24 protein-coding genes are annotated in these 26,202 nt (G+C 62.5%); 17 read left to right on the top strand and 7 right to left on the bottom strand.

From position 1 onward, the window contains the following. Positions 1 to 129 precede the first annotated feature (129 nt). The 7 genes from LPJGGPFB_RS28455 to LPJGGPFB_RS28425 all read right to left on the bottom strand — a co-directional run bounded on the left by LPJGGPFB_RS28455 (position 130) and on the right by LPJGGPFB_RS28425 (position 9,654). The gene (locus tag LPJGGPFB_RS28455; protein ID WP_345791090.1) at positions 130 to 951 is read right to left on the bottom strand and encodes a methyltransferase, TIGR04325 family; all 822 of its coding nucleotides are present in this window, start codon (positions 949 to 951) and stop codon (positions 130 to 132) included. Positions 952 to 997: 46 nt separating this feature from the next. Continuing rightward, the gene (locus LPJGGPFB_RS28450) at positions 998 to 2,518 is read right to left on the bottom strand and encodes an oligosaccharide flippase family protein (RefSeq protein ID WP_173423281.1); all 1,521 of its coding nucleotides are present in this window, start codon (positions 2,516 to 2,518) and stop codon (positions 998 to 1,000) included. Positions 2,519 to 2,959: 441 nt separating this feature from the next. Further along, positions 2,960 to 3,637 (bottom strand): sugar transferase, encoded by a 678-nt coding sequence (locus LPJGGPFB_RS28445; protein WP_173423280.1) that lies wholly within the window; start codon positions 3,635 to 3,637, stop codon positions 2,960 to 2,962. A gap of 229 nt (positions 3,638 to 3,866) precedes the next feature. After that, positions 3,867 to 5,174, bottom strand: coding sequence for a glycosyltransferase family 4 protein (locus tag LPJGGPFB_RS28440; protein WP_173423279.1), 1,308 nt, complete (start codon positions 5,172 to 5,174; stop codon positions 3,867 to 3,869). 4 nt (positions 5,175 to 5,178) lie between these two features. Next, on the bottom strand, positions 5,179 to 6,117 hold the full coding sequence (locus LPJGGPFB_RS28435) for a glycosyltransferase family 2 protein (protein ID WP_234903109.1): 939 nt from the start codon (positions 6,115 to 6,117) through the stop codon (positions 5,179 to 5,181). Then, complete coding sequence (locus LPJGGPFB_RS28430) at positions 6,096 to 8,369, bottom strand: GumC family protein (RefSeq protein ID WP_173423278.1); 2,274 nt, start codon at positions 8,367 to 8,369, stop codon at positions 6,096 to 6,098. Before LPJGGPFB_RS28430 ends, LPJGGPFB_RS28435 begins: the two co-directional genes overlap by 22 nt. Before the next feature lie 46 nt (positions 8,370 to 8,415). Then, complete coding sequence (locus LPJGGPFB_RS28425) at positions 8,416 to 9,654, bottom strand: polysaccharide biosynthesis/export family protein (protein WP_234903108.1); 1,239 nt, start codon at positions 9,652 to 9,654, stop codon at positions 8,416 to 8,418. 417 nt (positions 9,655 to 10,071) lie between these two features. Between LPJGGPFB_RS28425 and LPJGGPFB_RS28420 the strand changes: the two genes are divergently transcribed. The 17 genes from LPJGGPFB_RS28420 to LPJGGPFB_RS28340 all read left to right on the top strand — a co-directional run bounded on the left by LPJGGPFB_RS28420 (position 10,072) and on the right by LPJGGPFB_RS28340 (position 26,176). Then, positions 10,072 to 11,250: a glycosyltransferase gene (locus LPJGGPFB_RS28420; protein ID WP_173423276.1), complete on the top strand. Its 1,179-nt coding sequence runs from the start codon at positions 10,072 to 10,074 to the stop codon at positions 11,248 to 11,250. Positions 11,251 to 11,364: 114 nt separating this feature from the next. Then, a complete protein-coding gene (locus LPJGGPFB_RS28415) occupies positions 11,365 to 11,592 on the top strand; it encodes a hypothetical protein (RefSeq protein ID WP_173423275.1) in 228 nt (75 codons plus the stop codon). A gap of 293 nt (positions 11,593 to 11,885) precedes the next feature. Next, entirely contained in the window at positions 11,886 to 12,413 is a 528-nt protein-coding gene (locus LPJGGPFB_RS28410) for a DUF992 domain-containing protein (protein WP_173423274.1), read from the top strand. A 382-nt stretch (positions 12,414 to 12,795) separates the two neighbouring features. Next, positions 12,796 to 13,791, top strand: coding sequence for an LLM class flavin-dependent oxidoreductase (locus LPJGGPFB_RS28405; protein ID WP_173423273.1), 996 nt, complete (start codon positions 12,796 to 12,798; stop codon positions 13,789 to 13,791). A 23-nt stretch (positions 13,792 to 13,814) separates the two neighbouring features. Next, on the top strand, positions 13,815 to 15,164 hold the full coding sequence (locus LPJGGPFB_RS28400; RefSeq protein ID WP_173423272.1) for an LLM class flavin-dependent oxidoreductase: 1,350 nt from the start codon (positions 13,815 to 13,817) through the stop codon (positions 15,162 to 15,164). 19 nt (positions 15,165 to 15,183) lie between these two features. Continuing rightward, complete coding sequence (locus LPJGGPFB_RS28395) at positions 15,184 to 16,371, top strand: M20 aminoacylase family protein (protein WP_173423271.1); 1,188 nt, start codon at positions 15,184 to 15,186, stop codon at positions 16,369 to 16,371. A gap of 26 nt (positions 16,372 to 16,397) precedes the next feature. Continuing rightward, positions 16,398 to 16,949 (top strand): GNAT family N-acetyltransferase, encoded by a 552-nt coding sequence (locus LPJGGPFB_RS28390; RefSeq protein WP_234903107.1) that lies wholly within the window; start codon positions 16,398 to 16,400, stop codon positions 16,947 to 16,949. 48 nt (positions 16,950 to 16,997) lie between these two features. Next, complete coding sequence (locus LPJGGPFB_RS33550; RefSeq protein WP_173423270.1) at positions 16,998 to 18,773, top strand: amino acid ABC transporter permease/ATP-binding protein; 1,776 nt, start codon at positions 16,998 to 17,000, stop codon at positions 18,771 to 18,773. A 77-nt stretch (positions 18,774 to 18,850) separates the two neighbouring features. Continuing rightward, positions 18,851 to 19,795 carry an ABC transporter substrate-binding protein gene (locus tag LPJGGPFB_RS28380; protein WP_173423269.1) on the top strand — a complete coding sequence of 315 codons (945 nt, stop codon included), beginning with the start codon at positions 18,851 to 18,853 and terminating at the stop codon, positions 19,793 to 19,795. Between the two features lie 70 nt (positions 19,796 to 19,865). After that, positions 19,866 to 20,810 (top strand): ABC transporter substrate-binding protein, encoded by a 945-nt coding sequence (locus LPJGGPFB_RS28375; protein ID WP_173423268.1) that lies wholly within the window; start codon positions 19,866 to 19,868, stop codon positions 20,808 to 20,810. Positions 20,811 to 20,819: 9 nt separating this feature from the next. Next, on the top strand, positions 20,820 to 21,881 hold the full coding sequence (locus LPJGGPFB_RS28370) for an LLM class flavin-dependent oxidoreductase (RefSeq protein ID WP_173423267.1): 1,062 nt from the start codon (positions 20,820 to 20,822) through the stop codon (positions 21,879 to 21,881). A gap of 49 nt (positions 21,882 to 21,930) precedes the next feature. Continuing rightward, positions 21,931 to 22,527, top strand: coding sequence for a DsbA family protein (locus LPJGGPFB_RS28365; protein WP_173423266.1), 597 nt, complete (start codon positions 21,931 to 21,933; stop codon positions 22,525 to 22,527). Positions 22,528 to 22,728: 201 nt separating this feature from the next. Further along, positions 22,729 to 22,932, top strand: coding sequence for a hypothetical protein (locus LPJGGPFB_RS28360; RefSeq protein ID WP_173423265.1), 204 nt, complete (start codon positions 22,729 to 22,731; stop codon positions 22,930 to 22,932). Between the two features lie 49 nt (positions 22,933 to 22,981). Then, a complete protein-coding gene (locus LPJGGPFB_RS28355) occupies positions 22,982 to 23,584 on the top strand; it encodes a nitroreductase family protein (protein ID WP_173423264.1) in 603 nt (200 codons plus the stop codon). A gap of 302 nt (positions 23,585 to 23,886) precedes the next feature. Continuing rightward, entirely contained in the window at positions 23,887 to 24,273 is a 387-nt protein-coding gene (locus tag LPJGGPFB_RS28350; protein WP_173423263.1) for a hypothetical protein, read from the top strand. Positions 24,274 to 24,344: 71 nt separating this feature from the next. Next, positions 24,345 to 24,851: a DUF3833 family protein gene (locus LPJGGPFB_RS28345; protein ID WP_173423262.1), complete on the top strand. Its 507-nt coding sequence runs from the start codon at positions 24,345 to 24,347 to the stop codon at positions 24,849 to 24,851. Beyond that, positions 24,848 to 26,176: an MFS transporter gene (locus LPJGGPFB_RS28340; RefSeq protein WP_173423261.1), complete on the top strand. Its 1,329-nt coding sequence runs from the start codon at positions 24,848 to 24,850 to the stop codon at positions 26,174 to 26,176. The genes LPJGGPFB_RS28345 and LPJGGPFB_RS28340 overlap by 4 nt, the downstream gene beginning before the upstream one ends. The last annotated feature ends 26 nt before the right edge of the window (positions 26,177 to 26,202 follow it).

Here is a 26,202-nt window from a genome sequence, read left to right as displayed (position 1 = left end):
CGCCAGACCCTTTCGGCGACAGTGCCGATCGGAAAATATGATGCACGGTGCCGTAACACTATGAAGTTGCAGTATAATTCGTTGGATCGAATCCAGTATGAGGACTTCGGCAGCACCGCTGCTCGTTCGTCATTGCAGCCGGAAATAGAAGCCGGCGCTTTCGCTCGGCCCCAACTCGGGATGTGTCTCGATCACATGTGCGAGTGACGGGATCGACCAGCGGTCGACAAGGCGATAGCCGAGCCTTTCGACGTCACAGCAAAAGACGTCTTCGTTGCGCATCTGGTAGGGCACGATTGCCTTGCCGATGCGCTCCAGCGTCACGACGGGGCTCCCCTTTCTCAGCGCCACCTTGTTGAGCAGGAGGTGGCGGGGCAGGGACGGCATCCGCGCCAGGAGGTCGGACAGCTGGATATCGAGATATTGCAGCAGTCCGGAGCCCAGAAACAACGGTACTGGGCCGGCATCGGCGATGCGCTCAACGAAATGCAGATTGTCGAGCTTGTCCTGCTCGGCCCTGCGCCGGCCCGCTTGCACGATGGCCGGCAGATCGTAGACCACCCAGCGGAAAGACCCGTCGAGGGAGAGAAGGTCGCGGAATGCCCGGTATTTCGTGCCCATATGTCCGCCGGCATCGACAAGCCCATTAACCTCACCCATCACCTGCCGCATCCAGAAAAGCACCGGGTAGTCCCAGGGGGCGACCTGGCACATCTTTTCGAAGGCGACCTCGGCGATCTCTTCGTGATCATAGCCGGCAAGTCCGTTGGAGCGGGCCGCCGCGATGGCGTCTTCGAAAGAACCATAGGCGCCGGTAAAACGCTGAGGGAAAGGCGAGAGATAGCGCAGCCGGCCGCTCGCTGCCTTCAACGGCGTCAGGGAGCGGTTGAGGCTGCGCACGGCGCTGCGCAAAAGCGGATAAGCGGTGTTCTTGATGTCGCTGGTCAGCACGATGCATCTCCCCTGATTGTCGCGCTTGTTTTGTCTGGTTTGTCCCTCATCCGTGACGGCCGAACGCGAAGATGGGCCGCAAGGCATCGCTCCATCGCTGCAGGATGGCCAGTGCCGCCACATAGATCGCCGCGCCGGCGACCACCTGCAGGGCGATTGTCGACATCTGCCTGAGCGACGACGCTTCGGCTATCCGGCCGAACAGAAAGACGGCGGCCGCCATGGCGCAGACGGCGATTGCCACCAGGCCGCAGTCGCGAAGGACGCGGTTCCAGGCAAGTTCACCCTCGCGGGACTGCAGGCGCATCGAAATGTTGAACGAGAACACTGCGGCGACGCATTGCCCCAACGCTGTCGCAACCGCGCCGAACGGGGTCAGCAGAACAATCAGCCCGACGGAGATCGCGCCGTTCAACATGACGGCTTTCGGCATCCTGTGAATGTTGCCGCTCAGCGACAACAACGGCTCGGTCACATAGCCCGGGATCAGAAGGGTCTGTTTTGCGGCGAGAATTGCGACGAGGATCGCTGCAGGCGCCCATTTGTCGCCCAGGACGACGTCGATGAGTTCTGCCGAAATCAGCGCGAGACCGAGATAGATCGGCGTCGAGATCGCCATCAGCACCGTCATGAAGGTCGTGGCTGTCGTCCCGATCGCCGCCCGGTCGACGTCGCCCCTGTCTTTGCCGGCGGCGCGGCCGAAGAGGATCCAGGCCAGCATCCGGGCCGGTTCGCCCATCAGTTCGGAGAAGGCGGCAACGATCCGTTCGGCGGCGCGATAGTAGCCCGCCTCGGCCAGGCCGAGGAAGCTTCCGACCACCAGCGTGCCGGCGTAGGAACGGAAGAACACCACAAGCCGGTTGGCGACGATATGGCGCGAGAACTCCAGCACTTGGGCGGCGTATGCACGGTGCAGGCGCAGACGTGGCAGCCACCTTAGCATGATCATCGAGGCGGCAAGGATCGTCAGTTGTTGCGCCAATCGCCCGCAGATGAGCGCCACGATGTTCCACCCCAGCGAAAGCCCGCCGATCGCGACGAACAGCCCGATGATCTCGGCCGCAATGCGGATGATGGATTGGCTCTTCAGGCGCCCTTGTGAAATGAGAATGCCATCGTAAACCGTCGACAGCGACGCTGGTAGGTACCAGGAACTGAAGAGGGCGATCAGCAGCGCGTCCCAGCCGTGGCCCAGCGTGTACATGGTTGCAGCGGCAGAAAGGCCAAGGATCGTCGCAACAAGCCCGGATAGCATCGACAGGGTCGCAAGCTGATCGATGTCCGTCTTGTCGACGCCGCCTTTCATGATGAATTCGCCCCATCCACCCTCGGCGACCACAAGAACGAAAATGGCGAAGGAGGATGCGAAGGCAAAGAAGCCGAATTCGGCGGCCGCTAGCACATGCGCCGCAACGATGAAGATCGACAGTTGTGCGGCCTGTGAGATGACTTTGGCGCACAGCGCGGCAAAGCCGTCGCCGATCAGATGCGGTAAGCGCAATGACCTGGGGAAGACGGATGACACCCGTCGCAACGGGAGAGTTGCGGTCTCGAACCAGCGGGGCATCATTGCACCACGACTGGCGGTAAGCGGCATTGATGAGGTGGCGGGGGCGTGGGCGGCCCGATCGGGCGAGCGAACGTTTGCCCACCGACTTTCGGGAAAAAACCCCGGTTGCCTGAAAATTCGAAACTCGTACGGTATGGTATGCGTTGAAACCGTGATTCGGGTCTTGCCCCGTTTGTACGGTAGGGTGTGTTATGGCACGGACTTTGGCGCCCGCCGTTCGCCTGAATTCGACGGCGTGTTGCAGACACGGAGAAGTCGGGGGTACGCGCGGGAGAGGGGAGCTCGCAGTCGATGTTGAGACGGATCTCGTTGGACAAAGAGGGCGCCATGACCAATCGGTCTTCATGGAACACGAAGCTGGCCATTCGCTGGTTCGTGGTCGTGCTGTGCCTTGTCTTCTGGGCGGCCGTGATCTTTTTCATCTGGTAAACGCCCCCGTCAGATCTCGTTTGTTGCAAAGAGGACGACGCCCACCGTTTTTACGATGATCACGATGTCGAGATAGATCGACCGGGACTGATAGTAGTCGATGTCGAACTGAACCCGCTCGTCATAGGTGGTCTCCGGCCGTCTTCGGACCTGCCACATGCCGGTGATGCCGGGCTTCAGGCTTGTGTAATAGTGCAGGTTCGGGCCGTATTTTTCCGTTTCTTCCAGCGAGATCGGGCGAGGTCCGACAAGGCTCATGTCGCCGCGCAGCACGTTGTAGAACTGCGGCAACTCATCGAGACAGGTCATCCTGAGGATCTTGCCGAGCCAATGGACGCGCGGGTCGCCGACGAGTTTGCGTTTTTCAGTCCACTCCCGGTTTCGTTCGGGGTCGTTGGCCAGAAGTTCGGCAAGCCTTTCCGCCGCATCACGGCGCATGGTTCTGAACTTGAGGCACTCGAACATTTTGCCCTGCGCACCGACGCGGGCTTGTCGGAAAATGATCGGTCGGCCATCGACGATGACGAGGGCTATCGCTATCAACGCGAGTGCCGGCGCAAGGAAGACGAGCGCCAGGACCGATACGGTCACGTCGATCAATCGCTTGGACCTGCTGCCGCGTCGTGCTGCGATGGTTCCGCGCGCGGTGTGTCCTTGACGTGCAGCGCCATCAGAAACAGACAGCATATCTCTCACCCCTCCCAACACCGTTCGCCTTTAACAGGCTGCCAGTGGGCGCCCGGATTTACAATCGATCCTGATGGGCAAGGCCTAGTCCAATGGAGGTACGCGCCGGGCAGCATTAATGCGCAGCCGGGTAAACCTGCTAATCGCGAAAGGGCCGTATGCCCGCCGGTTTCGCCAGATGAACGTGTCCCTTGCCGATCGATGGTTTGCAGCGACGAACGATGCCGTTTCATCGAACACCTCCGTCATGCAGATCATGCGCGGTCCCAACTGTTGCCAGGCGCCGTCGCATGACATCGCTCGGGCTCCCGTTGGCGCGTTGCAGCACGCTCGCATAGAGAGCAATCAATTCGTCCGCCCAGGTTGCCGGTGAATGCGCGAGCCTGGCTGCCTCTCTCAAGCAGTTGTCGCTCATCCGATGCACCAATGCGTCGTCGGTGGCGATAGACTGCATCGCGGCTGCAAGATGTTCGACATCGGCAATCCGGAATTTGAGCCCACACCCCAGCGCGACGATCTCGTCGGCGAGCAATGCCGCGTCCGGCAGGATGACCGGTATGCCGCAAGAAACGGCTTCGAGCGCCGCAAGCCCGAACGGTTCCGGCACACGCGAGGAAACCACCACGGCGCGTGCGCTGCGAATAATATCCAGCATCTCGTCCTTGGTTTTCCAGCCGTGAACCGTTGCATCGGGAAACCGTGCTTCGATGAGCGCGCGCCCGGCACCGTCACCGATGAAGTGAAGCGGCAACCCGGCAAGCGTCGCCGCCTTGGCCGCATCCTCGAAGCCCTTTTCGGGTTCCAACCGGCCGACGAACACGAAGTTGCGGTTGGTCCAGGGCTGGAGCCCGGTATCGACAAAGGGAAGGACTGGATTGCGGATCGTTTCGATCCGGGTGCCATCCATGCCGGCACGCTCGAAATAAGCGCGCATCCTCTCGTGCACGACGATGATGTTTGCGGGCATTCGCTTGGTTGGAAAGAACTGCTCCCGCAGCATGTGCCGCGCGGTGCGCCAGGCCTTCTCGTGCAGACCGCGTTTGTCGCATTGAGTCGTCAGGCAACGACCCGACATCGGCTTCAACTCGCAGACACGATGGGTCTGGAAATTGACGAAGCCGCCGTTGGGGCAGGCCAGGAAGTAATCGTGAGCGTGGAGAACGACGCGATCCCGCACGGGCGCGAGTGCCCGAAAGATCGCCGGCGACAGGATCTTCGACCAGCCATGGAGATGGTAGATCGTCGACGGCGTGTCGCGGCTGGAGATTAGCCCGCTCAGTCTCTCATAGACGGGCGGGTCGTAAAGGCCGAGACGCAGTGCGTGGCTTCGCCGCCGCTCCATCAGGGGAACGGCGTCGAGATTGATCGTATCGGCCGCCGGCTTGTTGGCTGGCGCGCCGTCGCCGGCAAAGAATGTCACCGGTATACCGCGCTGCTGAAGCAGTTCAGCCGACAGGATGGCGAGGTTCGTGGCGCCACCGACCCTGGTGGAGCGATCGTTGATGACGACGACGCGGTCTGGCGGCAGAGAAGCCATGATGTTACTCGAGCCTTTCGACGTTCTGCGGGGCGAGCCGACCGGTCAGCAGATCCACGACCGCGCGAGCATTGCCGCGCAGACGTCCTTTTCGATCGACCCAAGGCTCCGGGTTCCAGACCTTGACGATGTTCGCGATCAGGTTTCGCCCCATCTGGACGGTGGCGTGACGGATGCTCATCGTGTGCTTGCGCATCAGGTAGATGGGGTTGGCGATCTGCGAGTAGCCGAACTTGATGCCAGGGGTGCGGGCTTTCTTCGTTCCAAGGTGGACACCCAGCAGTCGGCTCGACCGAACGACACGCCCATGCTGGGCAACCAGGCGGCTGAAATCGACATCTTCGAGCCAGCCGTAGAGTGGCAGATTTTCGTCGAAGCGCAGCCCCGAGCGCCGGATCGCGGCAGTCCTTACAGCCATGTTGCAGCCGTAGGCGCTGTAGATCGGCGCGAAGGTCACCGGCAGATCCGGCCGAGACAATCCGGCCTCGATCATCTCAAGGCCATCATCGACTGCGATGCCGGGGCCGATGATGCCATCGGCGATGACAGTGCCGGTGCACATGGCGACATCGGGCTGGCTGGCAAACAGCGCCACGAGTTCGCTGACATAGGACGGAGCCATCAGGAAATCGTCGTCAAGGAACAGAATGATATCGGCGCTTACTTCCGCCAGTATCCGGTTGCGTTGGCGGCAGAGGCCACGTTCGGACAGGACCACGGTGACAGGGCAGGCGAGCCCCTCGACACAGCGAGGGTCCATATCCTCCGGCGACGACAGGCAGACATAGATCGCGTCCGGTTGCCGGGACTGCCGGGCGATGAGCGGCAGGACAGCGGAGAGAATGTCGCTGCGGCCGCAGCTCGGTATGCCGATGGCGACCGTTAGCGGGCGAGCGGCGGGATGGTTACCCGTTGCCGGCATCATTTCTTGAACTTGCGCCATTGTTTTCGGTCCCAGCGAATGTTGGTCCGGCGAGGGCCGTCGCTTCTGTTGGAGATCACACCGAGCAACGCGACACGCGATTTGCCGAATGTCGACAGGGCCTCGCCGAGCCGTTCGACAGTCATCTTGTCGGATTGTCCGAGAACCACGACGATGCCGTCGAGATAGGTGCAGATCACGCGCGTGTCGGCTGAATCTTCGAAGCCGGACATGTCGACGATGATCACCTTGTAGCGTTGTCTCAGCAGTTCGAGTTCCGATTTCAGCGCCGGCAGGTGGCCGTAGCGTTGATGTCCGACCGCGGCCTTGCGCGTCTGTTCGACGGTCAGAACCGGAACGCAGCGCACCGCCTTGCCGTCGAATTCCTCGACGTGCTGTTGTCCCTCACTCGACCTGCGCCTGGAATATTGGCCGGGAATGCCGAGGATCCGTAGGCTCTCCATGCCGAAGCCCGCGCCGTCCTCGGTGGCGACGCGGCTGAGGCGCGAGCCGATGAAATCCGCGTCGACCAGCAGGACCGATGTGCCTTCGTTCATGTAGAGTTGGGCGAGGTTGGCAGCGATCGTGGTCTTGCCTTCGCCGGGGCCGACCGAGGTCACCCCGATGACTGCCGATGCATTGGCGGGGAAAGCCGAATCGACGGAATTCTTCACGCCGCGCAAGGCCTCGGAGAACCGCGAATAGGGCATGTCCAGCACCGATCTGAGCGGCAGCATCGTGGAGGCGATTGGAGGCTGATGCGGGCGGGGGCTGCTTCTGAACATCGGCACGTGGCCGAGCGAGGTAATGCCGAGTTCGGCGCGCAGGCGTTCGCTGGAGCTGACGCGGCGGTCGAGGCCGTCACGCAGCACCGACAACATGAGGCCGGTCGCCAATCCGAACATCAGGGAGAACGGCATGATCGTCGAGGGCTTCGGCCAGGTCTTTCCCAAGGGCGCGGTTGCCGCCGTCACGATACGTGCCTTGCCGAGAGGAAAGGACTGCTTTTGCAGCGCGCCGATGAGCTGCTGAAGAATACCCTCGTACATGTTGCGATAGGTCGTCGCGCGACTTTCCATCTCGGACAGTTCGACGCGTGCAACGTTCTTGCCGGCACCCGTCGCGGTCAGATTGGCAAGCTCGCTTTCGAGCAGCTTTTCGCGGGTCTTGGCGATCTCGACATTCGACTTGTAGAACTGTTCGATGCGCAGGAATTCGTTGCGAAGAGAGGCATCGAGCCGCGCAATGTCTGCCTCGGCGGCGGTAATTGCGGGGTTTCCGCTGTCGTATCGCGTCTTGAGATTGTCGAGCTTGGCTTTCGCCAGGCGCATTTCTTCGTTGAGCTTCTGGATTTGCGGATTGTCGAGGCTGTCGTTGACGCTGCCGATCATCGTGTCTTGCGACATGAGCTGCTGCAGCGTCATCAGCTTGGCCGTATCCGCCGCCGTCGCAGCGCGCGCTGCGAGCATCTGGCTGCTGAGTTCGGAAAGCTGCTGCTGGTCGAGCGTCGACGCGGTGCCAACCGTCGTGATGTCGTTCTTGGCGCGAAACTCTTCCACAGTCATGGCGGCCGCGCGTGCCTGCGCGCCGACTTCGATCAGGCGACTTTCGAGCCACTTGGCGCCACTTCGTGCGGCGTCGGATCTCTCGTTCATGCCCGTGCGGATGTAGGCGCCGGCGATGGCGTTGGCCGTTTTCGCCGCCTTCTGTGGATCCGTGGACGAATAGCCGATCTCGAGCACGTAGGATTGGCCAACGCGCCGCACGGTAACACGCGAAAGAAACGCAGCCATCGTGCGCCGCATCAGATACTCGTCGTCGGCCGCATCATTGTCGGCGTTCTTGGTGCTTGCGGAGAACAGCGAGCCGATCATGCCCCGGATCGAGACGCCGCCGCCGACGATCTCCGGGTCGTTGGTCAGGTCGAGCTGTTCGATGACGGCGCGGGCAATCGCTTCGGATTTGACGATTTCGACTTCGCTGGCGATCTCGGCCGCTTCGATGATGATCGTTCCGGTCGAGGCATCCTGCGATGCGATGCGCCCCTGTTCCGGGTCAATCACCAGACGGACGGTCGCAGTAAAGGTCGGTGCCGTGTTGAGGATGTAGAACGCGCCGAGCGCAAGGCCGATCAGGCCACAAATCCCGATACGAACGAGGTGACGCCGCAGGAAGTCGGAAACATCGCGGAAGGATATGCTCTCCTGGCCGGCCGAACGCTTGGCCTCGAAATTCTCATCCATCACGATTTTTGAGATGTCATGCACGACCATTTGTGTTCCCCACGAAGTTCACTGCGCTTCAACCGATCTGCCGCTGCTACTGGGACTGTTCTATGCCGACCGACGTCAGAAGTTTCTTGTCCAGCGCTGCCGTCAGCGCCGAGCGCACGTCGAGCACGTCGCCCGGCACGAGCAGAGTTGCTTCCGTGACCTTCACGGCCGGTTCGGTGCCACCGCCATGGGTGATCCAGTACTCCAGCGGCTCAAGGTCCATCGCCTTCATGTCGGCGAAGCGGGAGAGCGAGGCGCCGTTGATCTGCAGCAGCTGCAGCGTCGTGCTTCGTTTGAGCTTCAGATCCTCGATCGCGGCTTCCGTCGTCTGCAGGTCGCGGCCGGCCTCCGTGCGGCGCTGCCCCTGCAAGGTCACCGCGTCGCGCTCGGTTTCGCTCAGCTTCTGCTTGGCGCGCATGGCGGCGACCTGAAGGTCGAGCTTGTCGCTCTGCAGCTCGGCGACGATGCGCTCGAGTGCCGTCTGGCGCGACTTCGTCACCGTCTGGTCACTCACCAGTTTCGATACGCCTTTGAGTTCGTCCTGGGAAATGTCGATCTGGTGCTGCTGGACTGTCGTCTTTTCATCGAGCACGTCGATTTCGTTCTTGAGCAGCGTGCCGAGCTCGGAAAGGGAATCGAGTTGCCGGCGCATGGCCTCGAGCCGGGCGTCGAAGAGCGTGCTTTCGTCGCGCACGATCTGCTGGATGGCGGCGCCATCGGCAGCCTTGAGCGCCTGGGGAAATTCGATCTTGGCGCTGTCGGTGAACTCGGCCCTCAGCCGGGCGCGACGGGCGGCCAGCTGCATCATCTCGAGTTCCATCCGGTTCAATTCGCCGGTGTAGCGGATCTGCTCCATGTCCGAGTAGCCGCCGGCAGGGTTCGTGCGGCGTTCGCGTCCACCGGCCATGGCCACCGCCTGCATCACTGTCATGCCGGGCCGGAATTCGAGTTCGCTCGGCCGATCGACCAGCCCCGTGACGTAGATCATCGGGTAACGGACAACTTCGACGGATGTCTCCGGCGCCTTGCTGAGGCCGGTGCGCTCCTTCAGGAGATCGGCGATGGTGGCCGCCAGTTCCGAGGGCGTTCTATCCCTGGCCTTGACTTCGCCGACCAGCGGAACCGAGATCGTGCCGGCGGGCGAGACGACATATTCGCCGTTGAGCGCCGTCCATTCCTTGTATTCTCCTGTCGAGGCGACCCACTCGACGATCGCGACCTTGACCCTCGTTTGAGGTTGCAGGCGGAACACTGGCTCGGCTTGCGCCTGCTGGAGTGGAGCCAAAGCGCTTAAGCCTATCGCAAGACAGAGAGTCGAGGCACGGCCAAGGCACGACAGGCGATACGAAAGACTGTGATCGGCATGGGGCATGGGGCCTCGCAGATGTTCCTGCGCGCCGCGGTGCTGGACAGTTCAGCTTGGCGTGGCGCGTCGGATTGATTGTCGGCCCAAAACGTTCGAGGTAAATTCCCTGCGGTCTAATCGCGGCTAATCCCTTTAGGGGAGCAATTCTAAACCGGCGGCACCATCGGATAGGGTTGCCCCGGCCGATGGTTAAACACCGGTCGGCCTGCACCGCCCCTAAACCTTTCGAGTAGGACGATCGTTCCTTCGGATGCACTGCCGGACCGATCTTGGCGCTGTGCACGCGAGGTCCGTCTGCCCCATGCTGCGGCAGGATCGTTGCAGTAGGGGAGCGCCATGCGCGTCGCAATCGTTCATTATTGGCTGGTATCGATGCGGGGTGGGGAGAAGGTGATCGAGGCACTATGCGATCTCTATCCCGAGGCCGACATTTTCACTTTGGTTTATGATCCGGGCCGCGTGTCGGACACGATCAAGAAGCACAAGGTCACTTCGTCGTTCCTGCAGCGCATTCCCGGTGCCATCGGGCATTATCAATCGCTGTTGCCGCTGATGCCCTTCGCGCTCGAAAGTCTCGATCTCAGCGGTTACGACCTGATCATTTCGAGCGAATCCGGACCGGCGAAGGGGATCATCCCGCCGCCGCATGCAGCCCATATCTGCTATTGCCACTCGCCCATGCGCTACCTTTGGGATCACTATCACGCCTATCGCTCGAGTGCTGGCCTCCTGTCGCGGATGATGATGCCGGTTCTGGCGCCGATGCTGCGGACCTGGGACGTCAACACCAGCATGCGGGTGGACCGTTTTGTCGCCAACTCGCATCACGTGGCAGCACGCATCAGCAAATACTATCGGCGCCCGGCAACCGTGGTCTATCCGCCCGTCAGCACCGAGGACTTTGCGCCCTCGACCCAGATCGAGGACTTTTACCTCTGCGCCGGCCAGATCGTTCCCTACAAGCGGATCGACCTGGCCGTAGAAGCCTTCACGAAAATGGGCAAGAACCTGGTCGTGATCGGCGACGGCAAGGAACAGGATATCGCCAGGCTCAAGCGGATCGCCGGCCCGACCGTCACGTTCCTTGGTCGCGCACCCTTTGCCGTGCTGAAGGAAAAGCTCGCCCGCTGTCGCGCCCTGGTTTTTCCCGGCGAGGAAGACTTCGGCATCGTGCCTGTCGAAGCTATGGCAAGCGGCCGCCCGGTCATCGCCTTTGGCGCCGGTGGAGCGCTCGAGACCGTCGTGCCCAATCTGACGGGCATGCTTTTCGAACAGCAGAGCGTCGATGCTTTGATCAAGACGATCTATGCCTTCGAGGCACGGGAAGACGCGTTCCGCCCCGACGTCATCAGGGCGCACACGGCGCAGTTCAGCGTCAGGAAATTCAAGGCCGGCATGCAGACCGTGATCGACGACGAGCTTCGCCTGCGCCGTGCTTTGCCGTTCGGTGACGGAAAGCTGGCGATCGGCGGTTTCCAGATGCGTGAGCCCGAAAGCGCCACGCCGCTGCATTGAGCCCGCGCGGCACCTGGGATTGGCTGCCAACCGGCACGAACGACTGGGGTGCAACGTTCAAACGGGAGTTGCCGACGCGCCGCATGGGCTTGCTGTCGGCGGGAAGAGGTGAGCATGCGTTTTCTTGTTCGTCGACTGGAGGCCTTCAACCGGGATGAGTTGTCCGCGTGGCGGGGCGCTCAGCCGCTGCCGACCAAGGCCGTGCTTTTCGTGCCGCGCCTCGTCGAACTCCTGGTGATGTATGCCATTGGCCTGATCGCCCTTGCAGCAATCGTCCTCTTGATGGCGATCGGGTGGGTGATGGGTCTCGACCGCAAGACGCCCTCGCGCCCTGGCTTCTGAAACGCGGGAGAATAACCGCTCATTTCCTTTTTCGAGGCCACCGTGCGGTGAGGTCTTCCCACCACACTGGGCCCGGGAATCAGCAATCCTGTGTGTACTTGGCCGCAGCTGCCTCTAGGCGGGTGTTCTCCCGGAGCAACAGTCCGCTGCAAAATTCAATGCCGGGCCCCGCGTCCGGCGCGGTGCCTTCGAAATGTCCGATCGGCGTTCAACTGTGACGCCTCTGCAGCTCGATTCTTTTGCCGGAAGACCGAGTGCTGTTGATCAATAACGACCCGAAAAGGAGCGAACACATGAAAAAGACCCTTGCGATGGCGCTTGCCGCCGCCTCCCTGGCGTCTGCCGGTGCGTGGGCTGTCAATGCTGCGGACTTGCCGACCTACAAGGAAACCTACAGGGAGCCGGACGCGCGCAACGGCGTGAAGATCGGTTACCTCGATTGCAACATTGCCGGCGGTGCCGGCTATGTGCTGGGATCTGCCAAGGAAGTCGAGTGCGTCTTCCGTTCGACCGTCGGTGCCGAGGCTTCCGATCATTATGCCGGCGCGATCCGCAAGCTCGGCGTGGATGTCGGCTTCACCACCCGCAGCCGCCTGATCTGGGCTGTGTTTGCGCCGACGGCCGGCTACCACCAGGGTGCGCTCAGCGGTATCTACAAGGGCGCGACGGCCGAAGCGACGCTTGGCGCCGGCGTCGGGGCCAACATTCTCATCGGCGGCACGGCTGGCTCCATCCACCTGCAGACGGTCAGCGTCACGGGCCAGCTCGGCCTCAATGTTGCCGCCACCGGCACATCCATGACGCTCACCTCGGTGAACTGATCTTGTTTTCGATCGGCGCGCGGCTCTGCTGCGCGCCGATGCCTGCTCGGCGTCCGTGCATTTCCGGATCGTCGATCTGCCCAGCTGAGGCTTGCGACGGTAACACCCTCGTGCGACCGCGCTTGAGCGCTGGTCCTCCCAGGTGCCACGGCATCCCACCCAATTTCCCAATTTGCGAGCTCTCGTCACTACGAGCGAGTGCTTACACTAACCGCGCCTGGCGCTCGGTGTTTTCGATTGCACAGCAAGGTCTGAGCGTGGGCGGGTTTTTCTCTCAAGCCGGCGCGAAATAGAAACGCATTTCTTATAATGCATATTGTCTATGTGTTTTATAGATTAATGGCGACCGACGGCGGCGCCGAGACAATCTGGAACACGTGGCATGTCCTATCTTCTCAGCCTTCTCGACAAGAGCCCCATCGATCCCGGCAGTACCGCCACCGACGCGCTGCAGGCGACCGCCCGGCTGGCAGCGAAAGCGGAGGAGTGGGGTTATCACCGCTTCTGGCTGGCCGAACATCACAACATGGCCGGCCTTGCAAGTTCGGCACCCGAAACGCTGATCGCCTACCTGCTGGCGCGCACGTCCAAGATTCGCATCGGATCCGGCGGCGTCATGCTGCAGCATTACAGCGCCTACAAGGTCGCCGAAACATTCAATCTTCTGGCGTCGCTTGCACCGGGACGGGTCGATCTTGGCGTCGGCAAGGCGCCGGGTGGCTTTCCACTCTCGACGCGGGCGCTGCAGATCGGCATCGACCACGAGCGCAAGCCGGGTTTTGCCGAACAGCTGAGCGACCTCAACCACTATCTCGCGCCCGGCAGGACCGAAGAGGCAGACTTGCTGGCAACGCCGTTGCCGGCGCAACCGCCGGAGCGGTTCCTGCTCGGCGCCAGCGTCGAAAGTGCTGAGCTCGCCGCCGCGAAAGGCTGGCAGCTGGTGTTTGCCGCGCATCTGAACGGCGATCCTGAGAACCTCGAGCGAACGGTTGCAGCCTACGAGCGTGCGACGGGCGGCGGACGCCCTATCCTGGCGGTCGCGGCACTGGCGGCCGAAAGCGAAGAGCGTGCCCGCGAGCGTGTCGCAGGCCTTCGCATTTTCAAGGTTTTCCTCGGCAACGGGCAGAGCGTCAATGTCGGCAGCGAGGAGCAGGCGGCCGAATTCGCGCGTCAGGCCGGTGTCAGCGATTACCGGGTGGAGGAAAAGAGCCCAAGCGTGCTGCACGGGACGCCACGTCAGGTGCGCCAGGAACTCGATGCGCTCCATCGCCGCTACGGCGTCAAGGAATTCGTGATCGACACGCCGGCGCTTCCAGCGGCCGAGCGCTTCGCATCGATCGAACTCATCGCAAGAGAGCGGCTTTCGCTCGTCGCCTGAACATCCGCAAGAGGATCTCGTCCATGACCCAGAAAAACGTCACCTTCGGTATCATGCTGCAAGGTCCCGGCGGCCACATGAATGCCTGGAAGCACCCGAGCGGTCCCGCCGATGCCAGCGTCAATTTCGGCTTCTTCGTCGACACCGCGCGCAAGGCGGAGGCCGCCGGTATTGCCTTCGCCTTCGTTGCCGACGGACTTTACATCAACGAACAGTCGATCCCGCACTTTCTCAACCGCTTTGAACCGCTGACCATTCTGTCCGCGCTTGCGGCGTCGACTTCGAAGATCGGGCTCGTCGGCACCGTCTCGACTTCGTACAGCGATCCCTTCACCATTGCCCGGCAGTTCGCCTCGCTCGACCTGATCAGCGGCGGGCGTGCCGGCTGGAACGCGGTGACGTCGCCGCTCGAGGGTTCCGGCCGCAACTACGGGCGCGAGCATCCGGAACACGAGCTGCGCTACGAGATCGCCGACGAATATCTCGATGCGACCAAGGGCCTCTGGGACTCCTGGGACGACGATGCCTTCGTGCGCGACCGTCAGGCGGGCGTCTATGTCGACAAGACCAAGCTGCGCCGGTTGAACCACAAGGGTCGTTTCTTCCGCATCGAAGGACCGCTCAACATCAGCCGGTCGCGCCAGGGGCAGCCGGTCATCTTCCAGGCGGGAGCCTCCGACTCCGGCATTCGTCTTGCCGGAAAACACGCCGATGCGGTCTTTACCAATGGCGGCCCGATCGCAGACGCGCAAACTTTCTACAAGCAGATTAAGCAGAGCGCGATCGCGCAAGGGCGAAGGGCGGCCGATATCGGCCTGTTCCCAGGCATCGCCCCGATCGTCGGCGCGACCGCCGAGGAGGCGGAAGCCAAATACCAGGCGATCCGCGCGCTGGTCACGATCGAGGAGGCGCTGCTCTATCTCGGCCGGTTTTTCGATCATCACGACTTCAGCGCCTATCCGCTGGACGAAGCCTTCCCCGATATCGGCGACATCGGCAAGAACAGCTTTCGCGCAACGACAGACCGCATCAAGAAGACGGCGCGCGAGACCGGCCAGACACTGCGCGAGATCGCGCTCGATGTCGCAACGCCGCGAACCGCCTTCATCGGCACCGCCGAGCACATTGCCGACGAGATCATCCGATGGGTCGACACCGATGCGGCTGACGGCTTCATCCTCGGCTTCTCCGTCATTGCCGAAGGTCTTGAAGACTTTGCCGCCCACGTGCTGCCGGTCCTGGAACAGCGCGGCTATTTCGACCCGCACCTGAAGGGCGAGACTCTGCGTGACCATCTGGGGCTGCCTTATCGCGAAAGCCGCTATGCGGCCCCGGAGGAAGACATCGAGCAGGGAAGGGCCGTCGGCGCCTGAGGCGTCGATGGAGCTGCCCATGAACATGATCGTCAAGGACGCACAGGCCGCGGACGCGATCGAGCGGGGCATCGGCGCCTATCTCGATGAAATCGTTGCTCTCCGGCACGACCTTCACCGGCACCCGGAGCTCTCGTTTCACGAACACCGTACAAGCGGGATCGTCGCCTCCCGGCTCAAGTCCTGGGGCTACGAGGTGGAAACGGGGATTGCCGGGACCGGCGTTGTCGCCACCTTGCGCCGTGGCGAGGGATCGCGCCGCATCGGCATTCGTGCCGACATGGATGCCTTGCCGATTGAGGAGGCGACGGGCCTTGCCCATGCGAGCACCAATCGCGGCGTGATGCATGCCTGTGGCCACGATGGCCATACGGCCATCCTGCTTGCCGCCGCCCGCTATCTGGCGGAGGCCGGTCGTTTCGACGGCACCCTACGCCTGATCTTCCAGCCGGCCGAGGAAATCGGCGCCGGCGCGCGCAAGATGCTGTCCGAGGGCCTGTTCGAACGGTTTCCCGTCGATGCCGTCTTCGGCCTGCACAACTGGCCGGGTGTTCCATCAGGGCAGTTCGGCTTCGTCGCCGGCCCGGCCATGGCCTCTGTGGACCAGTGCAACATCAAGATCGTCGGCAAAGGCGGTCATGGCGCTGAACCGCAACTGACCGTCGATCCGGTGCTGGCCACAGCGTCGCTGATCACGGCGCTGCAAAGCGTGGTTTCACGCAATGTCGATCCGCAGGAGATGGCTGTCGTCACCGTCGGCTCCATCCACGGCGGTTCTGCCTCCAATGTCATTCCCGAAAGTGTGGTGCTGAAGCTGACCATGCGGGCCTTCAGCGAGACGACCCGTGGCCTTTTGGGCGAGCGCGTTCCGGCTCTGGCGCGTGCCCAGGCGGAAAGCTTCGGCGCCACCGCGGAGGTGGATTACCGTCGCGGCTTCCCGGCACTCATCAATCACCGCACGGAGACGGATCTTGCCCGCAGCGTCGCGCTGGAGGCCTTCGGTGCGGGCCAGGTCGTCAGCGATTTCAAGCCGCGCACGGCCAGCGAAGACTTCGCCTTCATGCTCGAGGAGAAGGCCGGCAGCTATCTCTTTGTCGGCAACGGCGACAGCGCGCCGCTCCACAGCGCCAACTACGACTTCAACGACGCAATCATTGCGCCCGCCGCCCGCTATTGGGTGCGGCTGGTCGAAACCTTCCTCGCATGACGACGATAACGGGATTGGCGAAACCCATGAGCGATACGTTTCTTTACACCACCCCCCTCGACCCGCGTGCCAAGCCGCTGATCGACGAATTGATCATCGAATATGACAGCCGCTACGGCACCTACTTCAACGAAGAGGGGGCTGCGGCAGAACTCAACCGCTACCCACCGGAGGCATTTGCGCCGCCGCACGGCAACTTCGTGTTGCTGGTGCGCAATGGCGAGACGATCGGCGGCGGCGCCTTCAAGCACTATGACGACCGCACCGCCGAGTTTAAACGCATCTGGACGCGTTCCGACCTGCGCCGCCAGGGGCTGGCACGCAAGGTTCTGCTCGAACTCGAAGCCCAGGCCGCGCGCCAAGGCTACTCCCGCATCTACCTGACGACCGGTTTCCGGCAGCCGGAGGCCGTCGGCCTCTATCTCGTCAACGGGTACACGGCGCTGTTCGACGTCGACACCGATCCGGAGGTCTACAAGACGCTGCCGTTCGAGAAGGACATCACCCATCTCGTCACGTCGCTGGCACTTCTCGGCGACCCGAATCCATCGCATCCGCAGGCAGCCCATCACCCGTAGCGCCAGCGTCCGACAGGCGCACGAAACCACTTCCAGAGAGGATGCATCATGGCCATTCTGACCGACTATGCCGGCGTTGCCGGCGCCGGGCGAACGAGCGAACCCAATCCGGGCTTCGCGCATTATCGTGTCGTGCCGGCGCGCCATCCCGGCCGCGCGCTCGGCACGCTGTTTGCAGCACTCGTCATTGCCGGCGTGCTCTATTCGGTGTTGACCAATCCGCGCTGGGGCTGGCCGGTCTTTGCCGAGTGGTTTTTTGCCGAGCCGGTGCTTGCGGGCCTCGGGCGGACCTTGCTGCTCACGGCGCTTGCTACCGTTTCCGGCTCGCTGCTCGGAACGGCGCTGGCGCTTGCCCGGGTCTCGAAGTCGCCGCTGCTGGGTGGCCTTTCCTTCGGCTATATCTGGCTGCTGCGCTCGATTCCGCTGATCGTGCTGCTGCTCGTGCTCAACAATCTCGGCTATCTCTACGAGACGATCTCGCTCAGTATTCCCTTCACCGGTACCACCTTCTTCACCTATCCGACCACCCAGTTGCTGACGCCGTTTGCGGCTGCCTTCCTGGGGCTCACGCTCAATCAGTCGGCCTTCTTTGCCGAGATCGTGCGCGGCGGCATTCTCTCCGTCGATCATGGGCAGCACGAGGCCGCGGCCGCACTTGGCCTTCCGCGTCATCGCCAGGCGTTCAGGATCGTGCTGCCGCAGGCGATGCGTTCGATCCTGCCGACGGGCTTCAACGAGATCATCGGTCTGGCGAAAAGCACGTCCATGGTCTATGTGCTGGCGTTGCCGGAACTCTTCTACACCGTTCAGGTCATCTACCGCCGCAATCTCGAAGTCATTCCGCTCCTGATGGTTGCGACCGTCTGGTATCTGGTGATCATGACCGGGCTGTCGATCGCCCAGTATTATATCGAGCGGCATTTCTCCAAGGGTGCGGTTCGCAATCCGGTGCCGCTGCCGTTCCAGGCCTTCTTCTCGCGGTTTCGACGTCCGCTGAGTGAGGTTGCGAGCAATGGTGCTGTTGCCCGCAAGGCCGGGTTTCAGGACGCAACCGCCTTTCGCGCCGGCGGTGCCGTCCGCATCCACGGCATCTCCAAGAGTTTTGGTTCGCTGAAAGTGCTTGACGATGTCGAGTTGAGTTTGCCGGCCGGTAGCGTCACGGCGATCCTCGGGCCATCGGGCTCGGGCAAGTCGACGCTGTTGCGCGCCATCAACCATCTGGAGCGGGTCGATGACGGCTTCATCTCGATCGATGGCGATCTCGTTGGCTACAGCCAGAAGGGCAACACGCTCTATGAACTGAAGGAGAAGGACATTTTGAAGCGCCGCGCCGACATCGGCATGGTGTTCCAGAATTTCAATCTCTTTCCGCATCTGACTGTGCTCGAAAATCTTATCGAGGCGCCGATCCAGGTTCGCGGTCTGAAACGCGACGACGCCGTGCGGCTGGCGCAGGATCTCTTGGCGCGAGTGGGCTTGAGCGACAAGATCAACGCCTATCCCCGACAGCTCTCGGGCGGCCAGCAGCAGCGCGTTGCAATTGCCCGTGCCCTGGCATTGCGACCGAAGGTCCTACTCTTCGACGAGCCGACTTCGGCCCTCGATCCGGAACTGGTCGGCGAAGTGCTCGATGTCATCAAGGAACTGGCGCGCACCGGCACGACGCTGGTCATCGTTACCCACGAGACCGGTTTCGCCCGCGAGGTCGCCGACACCGTCGTCTTCATGGAAGCGGGCCGCATCCTTGAGGCCGGCCCGCCGTCCCGTATCTTCACCGCCGCGGAACACCCCCGCACCCGCGAGTTCCTCGCCAAGGTTCTCTGAAATTTCCAGGCCTGCGTGCAGACGCTGGATCTGACTGACAGCAACCACAACCCAAAGATGAAAAGGAGTCCAGACACATGGCATTCTTCGACAGAGCAAAGCTGCTTTTGGCAGGAGCGGTCACTGTTGCAACGCTCGGTACTGCCTCGGTTCAGGCCCAGGAAAAATTCGATCTCAGCCCCGATACCTCCAACCGCGTGCGCGCTGAACGTAACGAAGCGGCGATCAAGGCGATCTCGCCGGACTTCAAGTTCGTCAATCCCGGCAAGTTCACGGTTGCCGTCAACCCGTGGGATCCGCCGATCGCCACCTACGCCTCGGACTCGAAGACGGTCGTCGGCGCCGATCCCGATCTCGCTTCGCTGGTTGCCGACAGCCTCGGCCTCGAACTGGACCTCGTGGCCGTGGCCTGGGCCGATTGGCCGCTCGGCGTTGCCTCGGGCAAGTATGATGCCGTGATCAGCAACGTCACCGTCACCGAGGAGCGCAAGGAGAAGTTCGATTTCTCCACCTACCGGCGCGACGTGCTCGGCTTCTTCGTCAAGTCCGACAGCCCGATCACCTCAATCAAGGAGCCCAAGGACGTGGCCGGCCTGAAGGTGATCACCGGTGCAGGCACCAACCAGGAAAAGATCATTCTGGAATGGGACCGGCAGAATGTTGCCGCCGGGCTGAAGCCGATCGAGGTGCAATATTACGACGACCGTGCAGCGGGTGACCTGGCGCTGCAGTCGGGCCGCGCCGACGTCGAATTCAATCCCAACGCGACGCGCGCCTATGCCTCTTCGATCCGCAACGACACCAAGGTCGTCGGCGTCGCCAGCGGCGGCTGGCCGCTGACCGCCGAGATTGCCGTGACGACCCGCAAGGGTGGCGGGCTTGCCGACGCGATCACTCTTGCCGTCAACGACCTGATCAAGAACGGCAAATACGGCGAGGTGCTGAAGCGCTGGAGCCTGACCGACGAGGCCGTCGACGGGTCGCAGACCAATCCTCCCGGCCTGCCGAAGAGCGGCTCTTAAATCTCGCTGATATCGCGGGCCGGCTCGTCGCCGGCCCACGTCCCCACCATACCCTCAGGAGACGACAGACATGTTCGGTCTAGCTGCCTTACGTCCCGCTTTTATCGCCGCATTCGTGACCGCGCTCTTCCATTTCGGCCCGGCCGCAGCCACTGAAGCTGACGGTTTTGACTTCAGCCCGGAACAGCCGGGGCGCGTCAGGGCCGAACGCAACGACGCGGCGGTTGCGGCTATCGCGCCGGGATTCACGTTCGTGACCCCCGGAAAATTCACTGTCGCCGTCAGCCCCGGCGGGCCGCCGCTGGCGACCTATGCGACGGATGCAAAAACCGTGATCGGGGCCGATCCGGACTATGCCCAGGCGGTCGCCGACAGCCTCGGTCTGACATTGGAACTCGTGCCGATCGCCTGGATCGACTGGCCGCTTGGTCTGACATCGGGCAAATACGATGCGGTCATCTCCAATGTCGGCGTCACCGAACAGCGCAAGGAGAAGTTCGATTTCTCGAGCTACCGCCAGGGACTGCACGGCTTCTTTGTCAAGGCCGACAGTGGGGTCACCTCGATCAGAGAGCCCAAGGATGCGGCGGGTCTGCGGATCATCGTTGGCGCCGGCACCAACCAGGAGCGCATTCTTCTCAAATGGAACGACGAGAATATCGCCGCCGGCCTGAAGCCACTTGAGCTGCAATATTACGACGACGAGGCGACGAGCCTTGTGGCACTGGCTTCCGGCCGCGCCGACGTGATCGTCCAGCCGCATGCACAGCTTGTCTTCATTGCGGCGCGCGACCAGAACATCAAGCGCGTCGGCACCTTGAGCGCCGGCTGGCCGGAGCGCTCCGACGTGGCGATCACCACCCGCAAGGGCAGCGGCCTTGCCGATGCGCTGACCGTCGCCACCAATGGCCTCATCGAAAATGGCACTTATGCCAAGATCCTTGATCGCTGGCATCTGGCGGAAGAGGCGCTGCCGAAGTCTGAGACCAATCCTCCCGGTCTGCCGAAAACCTGAGGTGCAAGGATGTCGACGCACAAGATCTCGATCGATCATATCGGCTTTCTGACGCCCGGAAATTACGCAAACGACAATCCGCTTGCGGGCCTGGAACAGACGCTGCGGCTGCTCGAATATGGCGAGACGCTCGGTTTCGCGAGCGCCTGGGTGCGGCAACGCCATCTGGAACCCGGCATCTCGTCGGCGGCCGCCTTTCTGGCGGCGGCGACGCAGAGGACCCGCCGCATCCAGCTCGGTACCGCGGTGATCCCGATCGGCTACGAAAATCCCTACCGGCTCGCCGAGGATCTCTCGACCGTCGACGTGTTGTCGCGCGGCCGTCTGAACATCGGCCTGAGTGCGGGTCGCCCGCCGCATCTCGACCTCATCGGGCCGCTGGCGTTTGACGGAGACTGGTCTGCTTACGATTTCTCGCATCAGCGGGTGCTGCGTTTTGCCGATAATCTGCGCGGGGATTTCCTCGGCGATGCGCACACGGTGATCAAGACGCCTTTCGGTCCGCAGAGACCGCGGCTGCAACCCTATGCCAAGGGGCTTTCCAACAGGCTCTGGTACGGCGGCGGATCCTTGCGTTCAGCCCGGTGGGCCGGTGAAAACGGCTTTAATCTGTTGATCGGCAACGTCACGACCGGTGAGCAGACCGACGATTTCTTCGAGGCGCAGGCGCGCCAGCTCGAAACCTATCGGCAGGCGGGCGGGGCAGAGAAACGCGTGGCACTCGGCCGCGTCATCGTGCCGCTCGATGGTGCCGATGCCAGCACAAGGCGCCGGTATCTCGATTACGCCGCCGGCCGGCATGAGCGCACGCTGACGCCGCAAGGCGAGCGGCGCACACTCTATGCCCGCGATCTCGTCGGCACGTCCGAGCAGATCCTCGAGCGGCTGCTGGCTGATCCGATCCTGCCGCACGTGCGCGAACTCCGGCTCGAGTTGCCCTACGAATTCGAACACGACGAGTACCGGCAAATTCTCGATGACGTCGTCACGCGCATCGCGCCGGCGCTTGGCTGGTCGCAAACAAGCGGCGAGATCGCCGAGGCATCCTCCACAAACCCGGCGGCGGCTTGAAACCCTCGCCATCAGTCCCCGATCAAAACTCCATGAAGGCATTCCTGCAGTGACGAAAAGCATCGACTATTTCTTCTCGATCGGTTCTCCCTGGTCGTTCATCGGGCTCGAAGCCTTTGCCGCTCTGGTTCGCCGCCATGAAGCGGAAATCAAGCCGTACCTGGCAACCGTCGTCGAGGAGAATGGCGGCATCCTGTCGCGCAACAAGCCGGAGGCGCGCCGCGCGTACGGTACGCGCGACCTGAAACGTTGGAGCCGGGCTCGCGGAAAGGACCTTCGGATCGACGGCCGTCCGACGCTTTCCGATCCGACGCCTGCGTCGCGGCTGGTGATTGCCGCCTATCTCGACGGCAAGGACTGGCTCGCGTTGACGGCGGCCCTGCAGGAGGCCTTCTGGGTCCGCGCCGAGGATATCGGCCAGCCAGACGTGCGCGAGGCGGTGGCCATCCGAGCGGGGTTCGACGGCGGCGCCCTGCGCGCGCGGGAAAGTGATGAAGACGTTGCCGGGAAATGGGCCTCCGATCGCGATCATGCCGTCCGGAGCGGCGTCTTCGGTTTCCCGACTTTCGGCTACGACGGCGAGATCTATTGGGGTCAGGACAATCTGGCGTTCCTGGAGCAGCACCTGAAAGGCGAAAGGCCGTAGGCATACACCGAGCGAGGGTTGAGTGGTTGCGCCACTGCGCCGGATCACTTTTCCAAGCCTGGCACGATCTTTGGGCCGCGGTTCCTTTAATCTACTGTTTAACTCGATAATTTTCGGAATGCTTGAAGCCGAGCGATCGAACGAAACCTTTTCCGTTGTTTGCGCATTTCTAAACAACGATGGCTTTTGACGAGGTGTGTCATGAGTGTCCTGCGACAATATGAACGCTTGAGCGCGATCCGCGATGTCTTGCAAGGCAAGCTTGAGCTCTACGAAGCAAGGGACTGTTTCGGCATCGACGATCTCGAGGACGGAACGACGAACGACCTTCGCGATCGCATCGCCGAGCTTTCGGACGAGATTTCCAATCTCAAGCGCCGACCGGAACGTTACGAAGCCTGGTGACGGCGATTGCGGCTGAGAGCAGATACCAAAGCCAACACACAGGAAAACCATGACCATCGAAATCAATTCGCGGATCGCCGGCCACCCGATCAATCCGCTCTTTCTCGAACGCTGGTCGCCACGCGCCTATGCCGGAGCGGACATCGCTGAAGCCGAATTGTTCGGCATCCTGGAGGCGGCGCGCTGGGCACCTTCGGCCTACAATGCCCAGCCGTGGCATTTCATCTATGCCCGCCGCGGCACGGAACATTGGGACAAGCTGTTCGGCATTCTCAACGCCTTCAACCAAAGCTGGGCGAAGGACGCGTCCGCGCTGGTCTTCGTGTTGTCGAAAACAACGCTGGTGCCGCCGGGCGCCGGCGAAGAAGTGCCCTCCTACACGCACTCGTTCGACACCGGTGCTGCCTGGGGTGCACTGGCGCTGCAGGCCGCCTATTCCGGCTGGCAGGCGCACGGCATGGCTGGTCTCGACTATGACAAGGCTCGGGCCGACCTTGGCGTCCCGTCCGACTACCGCATCGAGGCCGCTGTGGCGATCGGCAGGATCGGCGACAAGGCGCAATTGCCCGAGGGCCTGAGGGAGCGCGAAGTGCCAAGTCCGCGCAAGGCACTTTCCGAGATCGTCTCCGAAGGCCGGTTCGAACAGGCTTGACATCAGTCGGCCGGCTCGCCTGTCGCAACGGGCGAGCCGGCCACCCCTCTGAAAGCGGGCAATGTCGCGCCTCATTGCCGACATTTCCGGCGTCTTGGCGCTCCGGCGACTTTGCCGCCCTGCCGATGATTGCGTGACGACGGTCGCCGTACCTTTCGTTCTGCCATCCGCCGCCGGCCCTGCTTCCCCGATGCCTTCTGTCAATCATGAATTCGACCGCCGCCGGTGATCCGAGGCGAGCGATGTCGCGTACCTCACAGGGAAGAACCGGACACGTCCACCGATGCAGTAGGGAGGAGCGTATGCGTCTACTGCCAGTTTTGCTGTTCATGCTCGTTGCCCATTCCAGTCATGCGGCATCGGATCGCCTGTCGGCCGAAGACATCCGCGACCAGATCGTCGGCAAGACGGTGTTTCTTGCCGTCCCGTTCGGCGGGGAGTTTCCGTTGAACTATCGCCGCGACGGCCGCGTCGATGGTACTGGCGAAGCTTTGGGGCTGGGAAAGTTCACGCGCCCGCGCGATAGCGGCACCTGGTGGATAGCCGGTGACCGGCTCTGCCAGAAGTTCAGCACCTGGTACGACGGTTCGCAGCTCTGTTTCGAACTCTATCGCCTTGATGAAACCCGCATCCGATGGATCCAGGACAATGGCGACAAGGGAACCGCGCGCATCGGGCCGCCGCTATGACACGGCGCAACGCCTTTACCGCCAGACCGACCTCAACGCTCACGACAACCGTAGCGCACGGGACCTTCGTCATGCGTATCGTTGCCATTGCCTTCTTGGCTTCAATCTTCGCATTGCCGATCTTTGCTCAGGCACGAGACCCCGTCTTCTCGCTTGAACGCTACTTCGTGGGCAGAACTCAGGCGACGGGCAGCTTCACGGCGATCAACGGTGTGTCGCGGCGGTTCTCGGTCGCCTTGCTGGGGCGCTGGAACGGTGCGACGCTGACGCTTCGCGAAGACTTCACCTTCGATGATGGTGCCCGAGATACGAAGACCTGGCGGTTTCGCAAGACGGGGCCGGGGGAATATCTCGGCTCGCGCGAGGATGTGGTCGGCGACGTGGCAGTCACGATCGATGGCCGCAAGGCGCGGTTCTCATATGTCGTCTATCTCGACGCTGCCCGGAAGAACAAAGTCCGGTTCCACGATCTCATGGTGCTCGGCTATGACGGCGAGGTCCGAAACACGGCGCTTGTGACAAAGTACGGCCTGCCCGTGGCATGGACGAGCGTCACGTTTCGGCGTTCCCGGCGATGACGTTTCGCTCCGGCCAGCACCCGCTGACAAGCCGCTTGTTGCTTGCCTACGCATTGCCCGCCGTGGTTCTGGCGGCCCTCGCCCTGCCGCTCTACATCGTCGTTCCGACCTTCTATGTCAGCACGCTCGGTTTGCCGCTTGGCGCAGTCGGTCTTGTGCTGCTTGCGATCCGTATTGTCGACGCGATCGCCGACCCCGCCATCGGCTGGCTGGCGGACCGGATCGTCGCGCGGGCCGGGCGCAGACGCTCGCTGTTTCTGGCCACGGCCGCGCCCACCGCACTCGGTGCCTTCATGCTGTTTTGGCCGCCGGATGACGCAGGGCTCGCCTATCTCGCTCTTTGGGCAGCTGTCCTGTCGCTCGGATATACAGGCATGTTGCTGCCCTATTCCGCCTGGGGAGCGGAACTGGCGAACGACTATTCGGGGCGCCTGCGCGTATCGGCCTGGAGGGAGGGCGCGACCCTGATCGGGACGCTATGCGCGATCGGTTTGCCGTTCGCAGCCGGCAACGAGGCCTTGTCGACCCCAGGCGGCCTGCGACCGCTCGCGATCTTCGTCGCGGTCTTTCTGCCATTTTCGGCATGCGTCGCCTTCCTTTGCGTGCCCGAACCGCTGGACAGATCAAGGCATCGCCTCTCGCTTGGAGATGCGGGACGTTTTCTGGCCGCCAACCGACCCTTCAGGCGGCTGATCCTTGCCTTTGTCATGAACGGCTTTGCCAATGCCGTCCCGGCGACGCTGTTCCTCTATTTCGTTGGCCAGCGGCTGGAGGCGGCGCAATGGAGCGGGCCGTTTTTGCTTGCCTATTTCGTCAGCGGCCTTGCTGGCGTTCCGCTTGCGCTTTTCTCCGCCCGCTTCCTCGGCAAGCACCGGGCCTGGTGCATCGCGATGGCGGTGGCTTGCGCCGTCTTCGCCGGGGCCGGCTTTCTTGGGCCGGGGGATGTCTATCTGTTCGCTGCCATCTGCGTTGCGACAGGTTTGATGCTCGGTTTCGATCTCGTGCTGCCTCCTGCCATCCAGGCGGACGTGATCGATCAGGATACCGCCTCTTCGGGCGAACAGCGGTCTGGCGTCTATTTCGCTGCCTGGAGCCTTGCGACGAAACTGTCGCTTGCCGCCGCAGTCGGCATCGTCTTTCCGCTGCTTGCCCTTGCCGGTTTTGCAGGTGAAAGCGACAATTCCGCCGGAGCGCTCGATGCGCTTTCGATGCTCTACGCCTGGCTGCCGATCCCCGCCAAGCTCACGGCCATCGCCCTGATGTGGCGTTTTCCGATCGGCGAGGCCGAGCAGCGCGCCTTGAGGCAAAAAATCGAGGCGGGGTGAACCATCTGCCGTGCCACACCGTATCT

The sequence above is a fragment of the Ensifer adhaerens genome (assembly GCF_013283195.1).
GTDB lineage: Bacteria > Pseudomonadota > Alphaproteobacteria > Rhizobiales > Rhizobiaceae > Ensifer > Ensifer adhaerens_G.
Note: the sequence above shows the minus strand (reverse complement) of the source record. Positions and strands in the feature narration are given on the sequence as shown.

Excerpts from the sequence above, each read along its gene's own strand:
- LPJGGPFB_RS28450 (WP_173423281.1), bottom strand. The coding sequence starts at position 2,518 with ATGCCCCGCTGGTTCGAGACCGCAACTCTCCCGTTGCGACGGGTGTCA.
- LPJGGPFB_RS28445 (WP_173423280.1), bottom strand. The coding sequence starts at position 3,637 with ATGCTGTCTGTTTCTGATGGCGCTGCACGTCAAGGACACACCGCGCGC.
- LPJGGPFB_RS28440 (WP_173423279.1), bottom strand. The coding sequence starts at position 5,174 with ATGGCTTCTCTGCCGCCAGACCGCGTCGTCGTCATCAACGATCGCTCC.
- LPJGGPFB_RS28435 (WP_234903109.1), bottom strand. The coding sequence starts at position 6,117 with ATGGCGCAAGTTCAAGAAATGATGCCGGCAACGGGTAACCATCCCGCC.
- LPJGGPFB_RS28430 (WP_173423278.1), bottom strand. The coding sequence starts at position 8,369 with ATGGTCGTGCATGACATCTCAAAAATCGTGATGGATGAGAATTTCGAG.
- LPJGGPFB_RS28420 (WP_173423276.1), top strand. The coding sequence starts at position 10,072 with ATGCGCGTCGCAATCGTTCATTATTGGCTGGTATCGATGCGGGGTGGG.
- LPJGGPFB_RS28415 (WP_173423275.1), top strand. The coding sequence starts at position 11,365 with ATGCGTTTTCTTGTTCGTCGACTGGAGGCCTTCAACCGGGATGAGTTG.
- LPJGGPFB_RS28410 (WP_173423274.1), top strand. The coding sequence starts at position 11,886 with ATGAAAAAGACCCTTGCGATGGCGCTTGCCGCCGCCTCCCTGGCGTCT.
- LPJGGPFB_RS28405 (WP_173423273.1), top strand. The coding sequence starts at position 12,796 with ATGTCCTATCTTCTCAGCCTTCTCGACAAGAGCCCCATCGATCCCGGC.
- LPJGGPFB_RS28400 (WP_173423272.1), top strand. The coding sequence starts at position 13,815 with ATGACCCAGAAAAACGTCACCTTCGGTATCATGCTGCAAGGTCCCGGC.
- LPJGGPFB_RS28395 (WP_173423271.1), top strand. The coding sequence starts at position 15,184 with ATGAACATGATCGTCAAGGACGCACAGGCCGCGGACGCGATCGAGCGG.
- LPJGGPFB_RS28390 (WP_234903107.1), top strand. The coding sequence starts at position 16,398 with ATGAGCGATACGTTTCTTTACACCACCCCCCTCGACCCGCGTGCCAAG.
- LPJGGPFB_RS33550 (WP_173423270.1), top strand. The coding sequence starts at position 16,998 with ATGGCCATTCTGACCGACTATGCCGGCGTTGCCGGCGCCGGGCGAACG.
- LPJGGPFB_RS28380 (WP_173423269.1), top strand. The coding sequence starts at position 18,851 with ATGGCATTCTTCGACAGAGCAAAGCTGCTTTTGGCAGGAGCGGTCACT.
- LPJGGPFB_RS28375 (WP_173423268.1), top strand. The coding sequence starts at position 19,866 with ATGTTCGGTCTAGCTGCCTTACGTCCCGCTTTTATCGCCGCATTCGTG.
- LPJGGPFB_RS28370 (WP_173423267.1), top strand. The coding sequence starts at position 20,820 with ATGTCGACGCACAAGATCTCGATCGATCATATCGGCTTTCTGACGCCC.
- LPJGGPFB_RS28360 (WP_173423265.1), top strand. The coding sequence starts at position 22,729 with ATGAGTGTCCTGCGACAATATGAACGCTTGAGCGCGATCCGCGATGTC.
- LPJGGPFB_RS28355 (WP_173423264.1), top strand. The coding sequence starts at position 22,982 with ATGACCATCGAAATCAATTCGCGGATCGCCGGCCACCCGATCAATCCG.
- LPJGGPFB_RS28350 (WP_173423263.1), top strand. The coding sequence starts at position 23,887 with ATGCGTCTACTGCCAGTTTTGCTGTTCATGCTCGTTGCCCATTCCAGT.
- LPJGGPFB_RS28345 (WP_173423262.1), top strand. The coding sequence starts at position 24,345 with ATGCGTATCGTTGCCATTGCCTTCTTGGCTTCAATCTTCGCATTGCCG.
- LPJGGPFB_RS28340 (WP_173423261.1), top strand. The coding sequence starts at position 24,848 with ATGACGTTTCGCTCCGGCCAGCACCCGCTGACAAGCCGCTTGTTGCTT.